Source organism: Streptomyces sp. NPDC051987 (genome assembly GCF_040680735.1).
GTDB lineage: Bacteria > Actinomycetota > Actinomycetes > Streptomycetales > Streptomycetaceae > Streptomyces.
In genome coordinates this window covers 1-14,948 of the sequence record NZ_JBFAXI010000016.1, presented here as the reverse complement: position 1 = coordinate 14,948, position 14,948 = coordinate 1, and the positions used below count along the sequence as shown (strand labels likewise).

Sequence of the window (14,948 nt, the reverse complement as noted above, 5' to 3'; positions counted from 1 at the left end):
CGGAGCGCACTGCAGGAGGCCTGCAGGGGCCGGACGGCGCGCCTGGAGTGGCCCGCGCGTCGCCCTACCGCCCCAGCAACGCACCCCGGCCCACTGCCCTGGTCTCAGCCCCACCGCACCCCGGCCAGAAGCACGTCGAGGCCCCGGCGCGTGGTGGCCATCACCACCCGGTCCCCCGCCTCCAGCACCCGCCCCTGGGCCGGCCGCCAGTCGAAGGCCGGCTGTCCCGGGGCACCCCCGTCGACCGGCCCCACCGCGAGCACCCGCCACTCCCGCCGCCGGAACGCCTGGTGCACGGAGCGTCCCTCCAGCTCCGGATGGCCGGCCACGTCCACGCAGGTGAACAGCAGCGAGCCCCGCTCCACGGGCATCACCCCCAGCACATGGCGCCCCATCATCGCAGCGGCGAACGACGGCGCGGCCAGCGCCGAGACGCTTCTGCTCCGGGTGAGCGCGTCCGGGTAGGACGCGCGCAACGTGCGCTGGACGGTCGCGGCGAAGGCGTCGTCGTAGAGCCGGGTGACCACCCGTACCTCGGGGTTGGCCTCCCGGACGGCCATGACGATGTCGAGGTTCTGGCCGTCGTCGCGGGTGAGGACGAGCAGGGAGCCGCACTGCCGGACCCGGGCGAGTTCGAGGACGCCGGGGGCGGTGGCGTCCTCCAGGACCAGCGGGACGCCGAGTTCCCTGGCGAGCGGGACGCCCCGGGCGCGCGGGTCCCGCTCGATGGCCACGACCTGGTGGCCGGTGGTGCGCAGCCGGTCCAGCACCCGGGTGCCGACCATCCCGAGGCCGACCAGGACGATGTGGCCGCTGACGTCGTCGTCGGGCGGATGGTTCACGGAGGCGGTGCGGAACGCCTCGGTGGCATTCATGGTCGCGGCCACCACGAGCGGCAGCACGGCGAGCCCGACGAAGCCGGCGAGGAGCTGGAGTATGCGGCGGGCCGGGGACTCCTCGGTCGCCGGGTCCCCCATCGTGAAGATGTCCAGCAGCGGCAGATAGAAGTTCTTCCACCAGGGGTGCTCGTCCGCGAAGAGCGCGGTGGCAGTGGACAGGGCGACCACCACGGCCGCCAACGAACCGTAGACGGCAGCCAGTTGCCGGGACCGGAAGACCCGCCAGGGCAGATGCGCGAACCGGGCGCGCACCCAGCGCACCGGCCGGAACCGCCGGACGCGGCGGCCCGTTTCGTCCGCGTCGAGGTGGACGACCTCCTCCAGCATCAGCCGTCCGTGGGTGAACTGCCGGTGGTAGGCCGTCTGGTCGTCCGGCAGCAGCAGGGTGCCGTCCTCACCGGGTGTCTCGGCGCTGTCCTGGCTGGCCGGGTCGTCCTCGTGGGCGCCGGAGAGCACGGCCAGGGTGGCGAGGTCGGTGGCGTGCGTGGGGGTGCCCGCGGGCCGTACCACCCCGCGGAAGACCTTTCCCTCGATCTGGAGGGTGTGCCCGTGGCCCACGGCGGCCGCCGCGACCAGCTCCGGCACGGCGGTGTCGGCGTCCGAGAGCACCGTCGTGGAGGTGTCGGGCGCCGGGGCGTCGCACAGGCCCGCCGCCCGGTCCAGGAGCCGTTCCAGGTGGCTGCCGCGGTCCCGGTTGAACATCCGGACGACCAGCCGCACGGAAGGATTGACGGTGCGGGCGAGCAGGGCCGCGGTGACGTTGGCCTGGTCGTCGCGGTAGGTGAGGGCGAGCGCGGCGGCCCGTGCCACGCCGGCCGCGCGCAGGGTGGCCTCGTCCGGGCGGGCCGAGATCTGCAGGTGGACGGCGGAGGTCGGGTCGCGGTGCAGGGCGGCCAGCCGGGCGCCGTGCTCGTCGTCGGCGGACGGCAGGACCACGGTGACGACCTCACCGCACACGGCGTCCAGTTCGACGGCGAGCCGGTGCGCGAGGCCGTCGTCGCCGCAGATCACCATGTGGCCGGTTCTCTCTCCGGAGGCCGCTGGTACGGGGAGGGTTGACGTCACATCAGCCTGAACGGCACCGGCCGTGACGCCGGTTCCGGCCGGGCCGCCGCGCGCCGTTCAAAATTCCGCCAAGAACATGTCAAGAGCAGGGAGCGTGTGGTCCGGGTGGCGCCCACGAAGAGGCCGCGCGTGCTGCCGGCAGCCGGCAGCCGGCAAGAGGACGGCACCCGCCCGTACGATGCGCGGGATGCCGTGCGGTGCAATGCGGTGCGATGCCCTGCGATGCCGTGCGGTGCGATGCAATGCCCTGCCATGCGGTGCCGTGCGGGATAACGCTCGGTGGCCGACCCCGCGGCCCTGCCCGCCGTCCCCCGTACAGCCCAGCGTGCGCCGCGGTCCGCCAACCGGCCAACTCTTGATGCGCGACCCCCGCCCGTCAGGGCATTCTTAACGCAAGCTTGACGCCCAAGGCACGCCGATCCGTGGGCCCACGCGTCACTCTCTGCTTACGCTGGTGCCGCCGTCCGCGTGATGGCCGGAATCGAACTGCGCCGCACCACACCGCGCCGGACACCAGGAGCCGACCCCATGGCCACGACCGAGCACCCCCCTCCCAGTCGCCTGCGCGCCTGGATGCTGGAGGGGCTGTCCGACATGGGCAAGAGCGGCGGCCACACCGGCCCTCACGCGCAGCCCGAGCCCGCGCACCAGGGCCAGCGCTGGTGGCGGGTGATGTGCCTGACCGGTGTCGACTACTTCTCCACCCTCGGCTACCAGCCCGGCATCGCGGCGCTCGCCGCCGGTCTGCTGTCGCCGATCGCGACCATCGTGCTGGTCATCGTCACCCTGGCCGGCGCCCTGCCGGTCTACCGCCGGGTCGCCGAGGAGAGCCCGCACGGCGAGGGCTCCATCGCCATGCTGGAACGGCTGCTCTCCTTCTGGCAGGGCAAGCTCTTCGTCCTCACCCTGCTCGGCTTCGCCGCCACCGACTTCCTGATCACCATCACCCTGTCGGCCGCGGACGCCTCCACCCACCTGGTGGAGAACCCGCACCTCACCGACTTCCTGCACGGCAAGCAGATGGTGATCACCCTGTTCCTGGTGGCCCTGCTCGGCGCGGTCTTCCTCAAGGGCTTCCTGGAGGCGATCGGCGTCGCGGTGGCCCTGGTCGGCGTCTACCTCGCGCTCAACGTCGTCGTGGTGATCGTCGGCTTCTACCACGTCATCACCGCCGGGCACGTGGTCACCGACTGGACCAGCGCCCTCACCACGGAACACGGCAACGTCTTCGTCATGATCGGCGTCGCCCTGATCGTCTTCCCGAAACTCGCCCTGGGCCTGTCCGGCTTCGAGACCGGCGTCGCCGTCATGCCGCACGTCAAGGGCGACCCGGGCGACACCGAGCAGCAGCCCACCGGCCGCATCCGGGACACCAAGAAGCTGCTCACCACGGCCGCCCTGATCATGAGCTGCTTCCTTATCGCGACCAGCTTCATCACCACGCTGCTGATCCCGGAGCAGGAGTTCAAGGCGGGCGGCGACGCCAACGGCCGCGCACTCGCCTACCTGGCTCACGAATACCTCGGCAACGCCTTCGGCACGGTCTACGACGTCTCGACCATCTGCATCCTGTGGTTCGCCGGCGCCTCGGCGATGGCCGGACTGCTCAACCTGATGCCGCGCTACCTGCCCCGCTACGGCATGGCCCCGCACTGGGCCCGCGCCGTGCGCCCCATGGTCATCGTCTTCACCCTGATCGCCTTCCTGGTCACCTGGATCTTCGACGCCTCCGTCGACGCGCAGGGCGGCGCCTACGCCACCGGCGTGCTGGTCCTGATCAGCTCCGCCGCGGTCGCCGTGACCATCGCCTCCCGCAAGGCCGGGCAGCGCAAGTGGACCGTCGGGTTCGGGGTGATCTCGGCGGTGTTCCTCTACACGACCGTCGTCAACGTCATCGAGCGGCCCGACGGTGTGAAGATCGGCGCCTGCTTCATCGTCGGCATCATCCTCGTCTCGCTGCTGTCCCGCCTCGCCCGCGCCTTCGAACTGCGCGTGACCAGCGTGACCCTCGACGACATGGCGGAACGGTTCATCCGGGACATGGCCAGCCGCAAGATGCGGTTCATCGCCAACGAGCCGGACCGGCGCGACATCGCCGAGTACCGCGACAAGGTCGAGCAGATCCGGGCCGACAACGACATGCCCGAGCAGGAGGACTTCGTCTTCGTCGAGGTGACGGTCACCGACCCCTCCGAGTTCGAGGCGGGCCTCGCCGTCCGCGGCGAGGTCCTGCACAACCGCTACCGCGTGCTGACCCTGGAGTCGGCCTCCATCCCCAACGCCCTGGCCGCGCTCCTGCTCCACGTCCGCGACGAGACCGGCTGCATCCCGCACATCTACTTCGAGTGGACCGAGGGCGGCCCGTTCGCCAACTTCCTGCGGTTCTTCCTCTTCGGCCAGGGCGAGGTCGCCCCGGTCACCCGCGAGGTGCTGCGGGAGGCCGAGCCGGACCGGGCCCGGCGGCCGCGCGTGCACACCGGCTGAGGCGGGACAGGGCGCGTAAGAATCCCGTCAAGAACCGCTCGGTCCGCATAAGAACCCCGTCAGCGCTGGCTCCGCAGCGACCGGCGGCCCCTACCGTCGGCCCCATGGAGGACAGAAGACGCAGGGGCCGGGCGGCCGGTGACCGCACCTGGCACGGTCGTGCGCACCTGGCCGTCGGCTGTGCCCTCGGCTTCGGCGGGCTCACGCTCCTGGTGGACTGGGACGCCGGCACCCTCACCCCCGCCCGCGCCCTGCTCTGGGTCACCCTCGCGGCCGCCGTCCTCACCATGCTGCTGCCCGCCCATGTCACCGCGGGCCCCGGCTGGCTGGCGGTACGCGGCCCGCTCCGCCGTCGTACCGTCCGGACCGACTCCCTCGTCTACGTCGGCCAGTACGGAGACGTCTGCGCGCATCTGGTGCTGCGCGACACGCACGGCAGCCGCCTGGAGCTCGACCCCGGTGTCCTGCACGCCAACCCGCTGCTCTGGCACGAGCTGGACACCGGTGTCCGGCGCTCGCTGGAACGCGGCACCCTGCGCCGGGGCGCCGAGGTGCTGGCGCGGCTCGGTCACGAGATCGACGACACCAACGCGCGCGCGGTCCTCGACGCGTCCGGCCTCGGCTGACCGCCACCCGCCGCTCCCACACCCGCCGACCCCACACCCGCCGGCCGCGGGCACCGACGGCTGGGCCTATCGTGACCTGCATGCAGTCCTACACGATCGGCCAGGCGGCACGGCTGCTCGGCGTCAGCCCGGACACCGCCCGCCGCTGGGCCGACGCGGGCCGGGTGGCCACCCATCGTGACGAGGGCGGCCGACGGCTCATCGACGGCGCGGCCCTCGCCGCGTTCTCCGTCGAACTGGCCAAGGCGGGCAGCGGTGAGGAGGACGCCTCCTACACCTCGGTCCGCAACGCCTTCCCCGGCATCGTCACCGCGATCAAGCTGGGCGACGTCGCCGCCCAGGTCGAGATCCAGGCCGGTCCGCACCGCCTGGTCTCCCTCCTGACCCGGGAGGCGGTCGAGGAACTCGGCCTGGAGGTCGGCATGGAGGCGACGGCCCGGGTGAAGTCCACGAACGTGCACATCGACCGCGTCTGACCCGGCCCGGACCGGGCGGGTTTCACGGGCGCGATGCACGGAGCTGCCGCTGATGCGCCGGGGGCATGGGCGAACGCACATGCCAGATCAAATCCGGAAGCATGTAGCTCATGCGATGTGACAAGAGACTTATGCCTGGCAGATGCGGCAGAATCATCGGCAGGCGGCTGATACCCGGGTCGCAGCAGGGCGCGACAGTTTCCCCCAGAGGAATCAGAGGAGTTCACTCGTGACGACCCGTTCCGTGCGCCGGCCCCGGCGCACGCTCCAGGTGGCCGGTGCCTCGGTCGCGGCCCTGCTGGCCCTGAGCGCCTGCTCGTCCTCCTCCGACTCCGGCAGCGACTCGTCCCCGTCGACGAAGTCGGACACGTCGTCGGCGACGCCCAGACTGTCGGGCTCGATCACCGTGTTCGCGGCGGCCTCGCTCCAGGAGAGTTTCACGACCCTGAAGGCCGACTTCGAGAAGGCCCACCCGGGCACCAAGGTCAACTTCAGCTTCGGCGGCAGTGACAGCCTCGCCGCGCAGATCACCAGCGGTGCGCCGGCCGACGTCTTCGCCGCCGCCAGCCCGAAGACCATGGCGATCGTGACGGACAAGAAGGAGACCGCCACCGCACCGGCCACCTTCGTCCGCAACCAGCTGGAGATCGCCACCCTGCCGGGCAACCCCGACAAGATCTCCTCGCTGAAGGACCTGACCAGGTCGTCGCTGAAGGTCGTGCTGTGCGACAGGACGGTGCCGTGCGGTGCCGCCGCGCAGAAGACCCTGGCCGCCGACAAGCTCAGGCTCACCCCGGTCTCCTACGAGCAGGACGTGAAGTCCGCCCTGAACAAGGTGGTGCTGAAGGAGGCCGACGCGGCGGTCGTCTACCGGACGGATGTGAAGGCGGCAGGCAGCAAGGTGGCGGGCGTGGAGTTCCCCGAGTCCGCCGACGCCATCAACGACTACCCGATCGCCCTCCTCAAGAACGCCCGGAACCCCGCGGTGGCCAAGGCGTTCATCGCCCTGGTGCAGTCCCCTGAGGGCCAGCAGGTCCTGAGCGACGCCGGGTTCCTCAAGCCGTGACGGGAGCCGACGAGTCCGGGGCCGCGGCCGGCACCCTCACGGGCGGCCCGCGGCGCCGGCGGGTTCGGCCGGCCGTACCACTGCCGCTCCTCCTCCCCGGAGCGGCAGCTCTGGTCTTCCTGCTCCTGCCCCTGGTCGCCCTGCTGGTGCGGGCCCCCTGGAGCGGCCTCCCGTCCCTGCTGACCAGTACGCAGGTGTGGCAGGCCCTGCAGCTCTCGCTGGTCTGCGCGACGGCGGCGACGGCCGTGAGCCTGGTCCTGGGCGTCCCCCTGGCCTGGCTGCTGGCCCGCACGGAGTTCCCCGGCCGGGGTCTCGTCCGCGCGCTGGTCACCCTGCCCCTCGTCCTTCCCCCGGTGGTCGGCGGTGTGGCCCTGCTCCTCGCCCTCGGCCGCAACGGGGTGGTCGGCCAGTGGCTGGACTCCTGGTTCGGCATCACCCTCCCGTTCACCACGGCGGGCGTGGTGGTCGCCGAGTCCTTCGTGGCGCTGCCCTTCCTGGTGATCAGCGTCGAGGGCGCGCTCCGCGCCGCCGACCCCCGCTACGAGGAGGCGGCCGCCACCCTGGGCGCCTCCCGCTTCACGGCGTTCCGCCGGGTCACGCTCCCCCTCATCGCCCCCGGCATCGCGGCCGGGGCGGTCCTGGCCTGGGCCCGCGCGCTCGGCGAGTTCGGAGCGACGATCACCTTCGCCGGCAACTTCCCCGGCCGCACCCAGACGATGCCGCTCGCGGTCTACCTCGCCCTGCAGAACGACCCGGACACGGCGATCGCGCTCAGCCTGGTCCTCCTGACGGTGTCGATCGCGGTCCTCGCGGCCCTGCGAGACCGTTGGATGACGGCGTCATGAGAAAGACACCCCGATGACCGACTCCCAGCCCCCCGCACCAGACGTCCCACAGCTGCCCCACGGCCTGCCCCTGACCGCCGGCAACGGTCCGCGATCCCCCCACGGCACGCCCACGGCCGCCGACGGCGCTTCGCACCCGCTGGGGCCACCCGCACCCGACACAGATGCCCCGGCTGGTGCGGGTGGGAGCACCGACCCGGCCGAAGGCCGGGTACCCACCACCCAGGCGCACCCGGCGACGCACGGCCTCCACGCCCACCTCGTCGTCACCCGCCCCACCTTCCACCTGGACATCACCCTCACCGCCGCCCCCGGAGAGGTCGTCGCCCTCCTCGGCCCCAACGGCGCCGGCAAGACCACCGCCCTCCGTGCCCTGGCCGGTCTCGCCCCCCTCACCGCCGGCCACCTCCGCCTGGACGGCACCGAGTTGGACCGCACACCCGCCGAGTCCCGCCCGGTCGGCTTCGTCTTCCAGGACTACCTCCTCTTCCCCCACCTCACGGCCCTCGACAACGTCGCCTTCGGCCCCCGCTGCCAGGGCGCGACGAAGGCCGAGGCCCGCTCCCAGGCCGCCGCCTGGCTGGACCGCATGGGCCTCGCCGACCACGCCGGCGTCAAACCCCGCCGTCTCTCCGGCGGCCAGGCACAGCGCGTCGCACTGGCCCGCGCCCTGGCCACCCGCCCCCGCCTGCTGCTCCTGGACGAACCGCTGGCCGCCCTCGACGCCCGCACCCGCCTCGACGTGCGTTCCCGGCTCCGCCGCCACCTGGCCGAGTTCGAGGCCGTGGCCGTACTGGTCACCCACGACCCGCTGGACGCCATGGTGCTGGCCGACCGCCTGATCGTCGTCGAGCACGGCCGGGTCGTCCAGGAGGGCACCCCCGCCGACATCGCCCGCCACCCGCGCACCGACTACATCGCCCACCTGGTCGGCCTCAACCTCTACCGCGGCCGGGCCGAGGGCCACACCGTCGAGCTGGTCGCGGGCCCCGTGATCACCACCACCGAGCATCTCACCGGTGACGTCTTCGTCGCGTTCCCGCCGAGCGCGGTCACCCTCTTCCGGGACCGCCCCACGGGCGCCAGCGCCCGCAACCTGTGGCGCTGCGAGGTGGCCGGCCTGGAGACCCACGGCGACCAGATCCGCGCCGCCCTGACCGGCGAACTCGCCCTCGCCGCCGACCTCACCACGGTCGCCGCGGCCGACCTGGACCTGCACCCCGGGGCCCCGGTCTGGGCGACGGTGAAGGCGACCCAGACGCACGCCTACCCGGCGTGAAAGCGTGCGGCCCCGCCGGAGCCGGGCCGCACGCCGAACCCTGTGGGTCAGTCCTCGTACGCCTCCAGCGGCGGGCACGAGCAGACCAGGTTCCGGTCACCGTAGGCCTGGTCGATGCGGCGCACCGGCGGCCAGTACTTGTCGGCGGCCGACACTCCGGCGGGGAAGACGGCCTCCTCCCGGCTGTAGGCGTGCTTCCACTCGCCGCCCAACGCGCCCGCGGTGTGCGGAGCACCCCGCAGCGGGTTGTCGTCGGCGGTCCACTCCCCCGCTCCGACCTTGTCGATCTCCGCCCGAATGGCGATCATCGCCGCGCAGAACCGGTCGAGCTCATCGAGGTCCTCGGACTCGGTCGGCTCGATCATCAGCGTGCCGGCCACCGGGAAGGACATCGTCGGCGCGTGGAAGCCGTAGTCGATGAGCCGCTTGGCGACGTCGTCGACGCTCACCCCGGTCGCCTTGGTCAGCGGCCGCAGGTCGATGATGCACTCGTGCGCGACGAGCCCGCCGGGCCCGGTGTAGAGCACGGGGTAGTGCGGCTCCAGCCGCTTGGCGACGTAGTTGGCGCTGAGCACGGCCACCTGGGTGGCCCGCTTCAGCCCCTCGCCGCCCATGAGCCGGACGTAGGCCCACGAGATCGGCAGGATCCCCGCGGAGCCCCACGGCGCGGCCGAGACGGGCCCGACGCCCGTCTCCGGCCCGGCGGCGGGCTGCAGCGGGTGGTTCGGCAGGTACGGCGCCAGGTGGGCCCGTACGGCCACCGGGCCGACGCCGGGACCGCCGCCGCCGTGCGGGATGCAGAAGGTCTTGTGCAGGTTGAGGTGGGAGACGTCGCCGCCGAAGTGGCCCGGCTTGGCGACCCCGACCAGGGCGTTCAGGTTGGCCCCGTCGACGTACACCTGGCCGCCGGCCTCGTGCACCTGGGCGCAGATGTCGGCGACGTGCTCCTCGAACACGCCGTGCGTGGACGGGTACGTGATCATCAGTACCGCGAGCTCGCCCCGGTGCTGCTCGATCTTCGCCCGCAGGTCGTCGACGTCGATCTCGCCGTCCTCGGCGGTCTTCACGACGATGACCTTCATGCCCGCCATCACGGCGCTCGCGGCGTTGGTGCCGTGGGCCGACGACGGGATCAGGCACACGGTCCGTTGCGCGTCGCCGTTGGCCCGGTGGTACGCGCGGACGGCGAGCAGCCCGGCCAGCTCGCCCTGCGATCCGGCGTTGGGCTGCAGCGACACCTTGTCGTACCCGGTGACCTCGGCGAGCCGCTCCTCCAGCTCGCGGATGAGGGTGAGATAGCCCTCGGCCTGCTCGGCGGGCGCGAAGGGGTGCAGCTGGCCGAACTCCGGCCAGGTGACCGGTTCCATCTCGGTGGTCGCGTTGAGCTTCATGGTGCAGGAGCCCAGCGGGATCATGCCGCGGTCCAGCGCGTAGTCCCGGTCGGCGAGCCTGCGCAGGTAGCGGAGCATCGCCGTCTCGGAGCGGTGCTGCTGGAAGACGGGGTGGGTGAGGTAGCCGTCGGTGCGCAGCAGCGCCTCGGGCAGCGTGTCCTCGGTCACGGCGTCCAGCGCCTCGACGTCGCCCTCGACACCGAAGGCCGCCCACACGGCGCCCAGCTGGGCGCGGGTGGTGGTCTCGTCACAGGCCATGGAGACGTGGTCGGCGTCGACGAGCCGCAGGTTGACGCCGTTCTCCCGGGCGGCGGCGACGATGCCGGCGGCCTTGCCGGGCACGCGCGCGGTGAGGGTGTCGAAGTAGGCGCCGTGCACGATCTCGACACCGCCGGCCTGGAGGCCCGCGGCGAGGATCGTGGCGTAGCGGTGCGTACGCTGGGCGATGGCCTTGAGCCCCTCGGGGCCGTGGTAGACGGCGTACATGCCGGCCATCACGGCGAGCAGCACCTGCGCGGTGCAGATGTTGCTGGTGGCCTTCTCCCGGCGGATGTGCTGCTCGCGGGTCTGCAGCGCCAGCCGGTACGCCTTGTTGCCGTCGGCGTCCACGGAGACGCCCACGAGCCGTCCGGGCAGGCTGCGGGCGAACTTCTCGCGGACCGCCAGGTAACCGGCGTGCGGCCCGCCGAAGCCCATCGGGACGCCGAACCGCTGGGTGGTGCCGACGGCGATGTCCGCCCCCAGCTCGCCCGGCGAGGTCAGCAGGGTCAGCGCCAGCAGATCGGCGGCGACGGTGACGAGGGCGCCCAACTCGTGCGCCTGGTCGACGACGGCCTTGATGTCGCGTACGGCACCGGAGGCGCCGGGGTACTGGACGAGCACGCCGTTGATCTCGCGCGTGGCGAGGTCCGCCGGGATGCCGTCGGCGAGGTCGGCGACCACGACCTCCACGCCGGTCGGTTCGGCCCGGGTCCGGATCACGGCGATGGTCTGCGGCAGCGCGTCCGCGTCGACGACGTAGACGCCCTTCTTGTTCTTGCCCATGCGCAGCGACAGGGCCATGGCCTCGGCGGCGGCGGTGCCCTCGTCGAGCAGCGAGGCACCGGAGGTGGGCAGCCCGGTCAGGTCGGCGACCACGGTCTGGAAGTTCAGCAGCGCTTCCAGGCGGCCCTGGGAGATCTCCGGCTGGTACGGCGTGTACGCCGTGTACCAGGCGGGGTTCTCCATCACGTTGCGCAGGATGACGGGCGGTGTGAAGGTCCCGTAGTACCCCAGGCCGATCATCGAGCCGAGCACCTGGTTACGGTCGGCCAGCGACCGCAGCTCGGCCAGCACCTCGGCCTCGGTCCGGGCGCCGGGCAGGTCCAGCCGGTCGGCGTTCTTGATCACGTCCGGCACGGCGGCCGCGGTCAGCTCGTCGAGCGAGCCGTAGCCGACCTGGGCGAGCATCTTGGCCCGAGCCTCGTGGTCGGGGCCGATATGGCGCTGCTCGAAGGGAATACCCTGCTCAAGCTCGGAGAGCGGAACACGCTGGGCGGTCATTGCGGAGGCCTCCTGGTCTGACGCGACCTTCGAGGGGTACCCCGGCACGGGTACCCCGACGGCCTCCCCCTCTGTCATCTCAACCTGAGAGCTTCACCGGTACGCCCTTGCGGACCACCGGCTTTCACCGTCGGTGAGAGCGGACACCGTCGACGTCCGCCCTGCTTTCCAGAGTGACCTCGTCCGTGCGGTACGTGAGCCTGAGAGATTCCGGGGAGGATTTGCTCCTTCGGCGCCTCCGGCTTCCCGGAGGACTCTCCCGCACGGGGTCAGCAGCCGTCAGCCAGCCTACCAGCGGGGGCAACACCGGAGCCTTCGAGTGGCCGCCTCCTCCAATGTGCTCTTTTGTAGTGCTTACGGATGAGTTGCGACCAAGTGGAGGGCCCGTGCAGACCGACATCGATCCGCGCAACCTGATCGGCCGCAAGGCGTTCGACCGCAACGGCACGAAGATCGGCACGATCGACGAGGTGTACCTCGACGACGCGACGGGCGTGCCGGAGTGGGCGGCCATACGCACCGGCCTGTTCTCCCGGGACGCCTTCGTGCCCCTGGAGCCCAGTGAGCTGGTCGAGGGCACCCTCCACGTCCCGTTCGACCGCGCCCTGATCAAGGGCGCCCCCGACTTCGGCGTGGGCCGCCACCTCTCCCCCGAACAGGAACTCCAGCTCTACCACCACTACGGCCTCGACACGGCTCCCCCGCCCCACGACCACCCCGACCACGACTTCGGCAAACTGGCGGGCACGGAGGACGCGGGGGCGTGACGGCCGACGGCACGTGCGGGCACTTACACCCTGCTGGCGGCGGTCAGCGTCCCCCCTCCATCCCCGCCCACGCTCACGCTCACGCACGCACCCCGGCCCCCGGACTCCCCGGCACCAACGGCAACGGCTCCGCCGGCTCCAGCTCAGGGTCCTCGACCCGGAACGTCCGCACCCTCCCCGGCTCCGACGAACCCGGCGTCTCGAACCGCACCGTCACCCGCCCGAGCCCGCTCCCCTGCACCCATCCGTGCCCGTACTCGGCATGCCGCACGTCGTGTCCCGCAGGCCACCGACGCTCGGCGACGGCCTGCTCCTCGGCGACCGGCTCCGCCACGTCCTCCTCCGCCGCGAACTCCGCCGCCCCCTCCCCGGCCGCCGCCTGCGCGAACAGGTCCTCCTGCGTGTAGTCGGCCAGCCCCGACACGCCCACCCCCAGCAGCCGCACACCCCCCGTGGTGTCGACCGAGTCCAGCAGCCGCGCGGCCGCCTCCCGCACCACCGCCGGATCGTCGGTCGGCCCCCGGAGCGTCTCCGACCGGGTCAGCGTCGAGAAGTCGTACCGCCGTACCTTCAGCACGATGGTGCGCCCCGACAGCCCGGCCCCCCGCAGCCGCCGGACACACCGGTCGGCCAGCCGCTGCACCTCGAACCCCACCCGCATCCGGTCATGGATGTCGACGTCGTAGGTGTCCTCGACCGACACCGACTTGGTCTCCCGCTCGGCCACCACGGGCCGCTCGTCATGCGCGAGCGCCATCGCGTACAGGGCGTGGCCGTGGGCCTTGCCGAGCAGCCGGACCAGCTCGTCCTCGCCCGCCTCGGCGATCTCGTCGACCGTGGTGATCCCGGCCCGCCGCAGATGGTCCCCCGTGGCCGGCCCCACCCCCGGCAGGATCCGCACCGACATCGGCCCCAGCATCGCCCGCTCCGTGCCCGGCTCGATCAGCACCAGCCCGTCCGGTTTGGCCTGCTCGGAGGCGATCTTCGCGAGCATCTTGGAGGCGGCGAGCCCGACGGAGCCCGAGAGCCCTGTGACGGCCCGTATGTCGGCGCGCAGCCTCTCCCCCACCCGCCGGGCCGACGCGGCGTCCCTGGCCGCCTCACCGGCCTCCAGATCGACGAACGCCTCGTCCAGGCTGAGCGGCTCCACCAAGGGCGAGAGCTCGCGCAGCAGCGCCATCACCTGCTCGCTGATCGACCGGTACAGCCCGAAGCGCGGCACCAGGTACGCGGCGTTCGGCGCCAGCCGCCGTGCCTGCCCCATCGGCATCGCCGAGTGCACCCCGAAGACCCGGGCCTCATAGGACGCGGTGGCCACCACACCGCGCGGTCCGAGTCCGCCCACGACCACGGCCTTCCCGCGAAGGCTCGGCTTGGACGCCTGCTCCACCGAGGCGAAGAAGGCGTCCATGTCGAGATGCAGGATCGTGGGCGCGTTTCTCACATCTCCGATGCTGCACCACGCCACTGACAATGCCCCGGCACACACCTGTGCCGGGGCATCGAGAGGTTTCCGGGGGCCGCGGGCCGGGGTTCAGACCGCCCGGTTGCGCCGTCTGGCCAGTTCGTCGGCCGGGTTGTGACCGACGAGCGTCTCCCCGGTGTCGACGCGCTCGCCGTGCAGTTGGGAAAGCGCGTTCTCGACGTCCCGCCACACCACGCCCACCGCGATCCCGAAGATGCCCTGACCGCCCTGGAGCAGCGCGTGGACCTCGTCGGGCGAGGTGCACTCGTAGACCGTGGCGCCATCGCTCATCAAGGTCATCCGCTCAAGATCACGGAAACCGCGTTCCCGAAGATGCTGGACGGCGGTGCGGATGTTCTGGAGAGAGACCCCGGTGTCCAGGAACCGCTTGACGATCTTCAGGACCACGACATCCCGGAAGCTGTACAGACGCTGGGTGCCCGACCCGTAGGCGGGCCGCACGCTCGGCTCGACCAGGCCGGTGCGGGCCCAGTAGTCGAGTTGCCGGTAGGTGATGCCGGCCGCCGCGCAGGCCGTGGGCCCGCGGTAGCCGATCTCCTCGGTCGCCATGGACGCCGCCCCTCCGCCGCTCGGCACCGCGGTCGGCCGCTGTGGAGCGTGACCGGCGGTGCTGCTGTGAAGCGGGGACGGACCGCTCTCCCCGAAACCGCGTCCGGGGGCACCCCCAGCCATACTGTCGCCGCTGCTTCTCACGCCGACCTCCGTCCTTGACCTGCCTTCTCGACGGTAGGCAGTCACCAGGGGTGCGTCAACGATCGCCACACTCGGCACGCCGAGTGATAATCACCCTAGGAGTGGTTTCCCGTGCCCCACCGCGGGGAAAGGCTAGCCGAATGCTCTGGCGGCAAGCCGTAGGACGCTCTCAGTGGCCGCTGGCAATTGCCCATGACTTCCGGCCGTCACCAGCCGCGAACCGGCCCCGCCCCCCCCCCCCCGCGCGGGGGGGGGGGCGGGGGACCCAGAGGGTCAACGGGCGGGGGGGGGGGATGGCCGGGGGGGAGAACGGGGGGGAGACGCGGGAG

11 protein-coding genes and 1 riboswitch are annotated in these 14,948 nt (G+C 72.1%); of the genes, 7 read left to right on the top strand and 4 right to left on the bottom strand.

Annotated elements, in window-relative coordinates; translation table 11 throughout:
* Window positions 1-104: 104 nt before the first annotated feature.
* Window positions 105-1,913 (bottom strand): NAD(P)-binding protein, encoded by a 1,809-nt coding sequence (locus AB0M11_RS11745; protein WP_365704017.1) that lies wholly within the window; start codon window positions 1,911-1,913, stop codon window positions 105-107.
* A 579-nt stretch (window positions 1,914-2,492) separates the two neighbouring features.
* On the opposite strand from AB0M11_RS11745, the gene AB0M11_RS11740 reads away from it, so the two are divergent.
* From AB0M11_RS11740 to AB0M11_RS11715, 6 genes are all read left to right on the top strand, one after another.
* A complete protein-coding gene (locus AB0M11_RS11740; protein WP_365704015.1) occupies window positions 2,493-4,448 on the top strand; it encodes an amino acid transporter in 1,956 nt (651 codons plus the stop codon).
* Between the two features lie 104 nt (window positions 4,449-4,552).
* Window positions 4,553-5,074, top strand: a complete 522-nt coding sequence (locus tag AB0M11_RS11735; RefSeq protein WP_365704013.1) for a hypothetical protein — start codon at window positions 4,553-4,555, stop codon at window positions 5,072-5,074.
* Between the two features lie 80 nt (window positions 5,075-5,154).
* On the top strand, window positions 5,155-5,550 hold the full coding sequence (locus AB0M11_RS11730; protein ID WP_365704011.1) for a helix-turn-helix transcriptional regulator: 396 nt from the start codon (window positions 5,155-5,157) through the stop codon (window positions 5,548-5,550).
* 229 nt (window positions 5,551-5,779) lie between these two features.
* Window positions 5,780-6,616, top strand: a complete 837-nt coding sequence (gene modA, locus AB0M11_RS11725) for a molybdate ABC transporter substrate-binding protein (RefSeq protein ID WP_365704009.1) — start codon at window positions 5,780-5,782, stop codon at window positions 6,614-6,616.
* Entirely contained in the window at window positions 6,613-7,461 is an 849-nt protein-coding gene (gene modB, locus AB0M11_RS11720) for a molybdate ABC transporter permease subunit (RefSeq protein WP_365704007.1), read from the top strand. The genes modA and modB overlap by 4 nt, the downstream gene beginning before the upstream one ends.
* 13 nt (window positions 7,462-7,474) lie before the next feature.
* On the top strand, window positions 7,475-8,740 hold the full coding sequence (locus AB0M11_RS11715; RefSeq protein WP_365704005.1) for an ABC transporter ATP-binding protein: 1,266 nt from the start codon (window positions 7,475-7,477) through the stop codon (window positions 8,738-8,740).
* A 47-nt stretch (window positions 8,741-8,787) separates the two neighbouring features.
* On the opposite strand, the gene gcvP is transcribed toward AB0M11_RS11715, so the two are convergent.
* A complete protein-coding gene (gene gcvP, locus AB0M11_RS11710; RefSeq protein WP_365704003.1) occupies window positions 8,788-11,673 on the bottom strand; it encodes an aminomethyl-transferring glycine dehydrogenase in 2,886 nt (961 codons plus the stop codon).
* 178 nt (window positions 11,674-11,851) lie between these two features.
* A riboswitch (glycine riboswitch) is annotated at window positions 11,852-11,945 on the bottom strand.
* Window positions 11,946-12,059: 114 nt separating this feature from the next.
* Between gcvP and AB0M11_RS11705 the strand changes: the two genes are divergently transcribed.
* Window positions 12,060-12,440, top strand: a complete 381-nt coding sequence (locus AB0M11_RS11705; protein WP_365704001.1) for a PRC-barrel domain-containing protein — start codon at window positions 12,060-12,062, stop codon at window positions 12,438-12,440.
* A 79-nt stretch (window positions 12,441-12,519) separates the two neighbouring features.
* Here AB0M11_RS11705 and AB0M11_RS11700 read toward each other — a convergent pair whose 3' ends face one another.
* The gene (locus AB0M11_RS11700) at window positions 12,520-13,884 is read right to left on the bottom strand and encodes a DNA polymerase IV (RefSeq protein WP_365703999.1); all 1,365 of its coding nucleotides are present in this window, start codon (window positions 13,882-13,884) and stop codon (window positions 12,520-12,522) included.
* A gap of 90 nt (window positions 13,885-13,974) precedes the next feature.
* On the bottom strand, window positions 13,975-14,619 hold the full coding sequence (locus AB0M11_RS11695) for a MerR family transcriptional regulator (RefSeq protein WP_365703997.1): 645 nt from the start codon (window positions 14,617-14,619) through the stop codon (window positions 13,975-13,977).
* Window positions 14,620-14,948: the final 329 nt, after the last annotated feature.

Coding starts and splice junctions, on each gene's coding strand:
- AB0M11_RS11715 (WP_365704005.1), top strand. CDS start 7,475: ATGACCGACTCCCAGCCCCCCGCACCAGACGTCCCACAGCTGCCCCAC.
- AB0M11_RS11730 (WP_365704011.1), top strand. CDS start 5,155: ATGCAGTCCTACACGATCGGCCAGGCGGCACGGCTGCTCGGCGTCAGC.
- AB0M11_RS11735 (WP_365704013.1), top strand. CDS start 4,553: ATGGAGGACAGAAGACGCAGGGGCCGGGCGGCCGGTGACCGCACCTGG.
- AB0M11_RS11740 (WP_365704015.1), top strand. CDS start 2,493: ATGGCCACGACCGAGCACCCCCCTCCCAGTCGCCTGCGCGCCTGGATG.
- gcvP (WP_365704003.1), bottom strand. CDS start 11,673: ATGACCGCCCAGCGTGTTCCGCTCTCCGAGCTTGAGCAGGGTATTCCC.
- AB0M11_RS11745 (WP_365704017.1), bottom strand. CDS start 1,913: ATGGTGATCTGCGGCGACGACGGCCTCGCGCACCGGCTCGCCGTCGAA.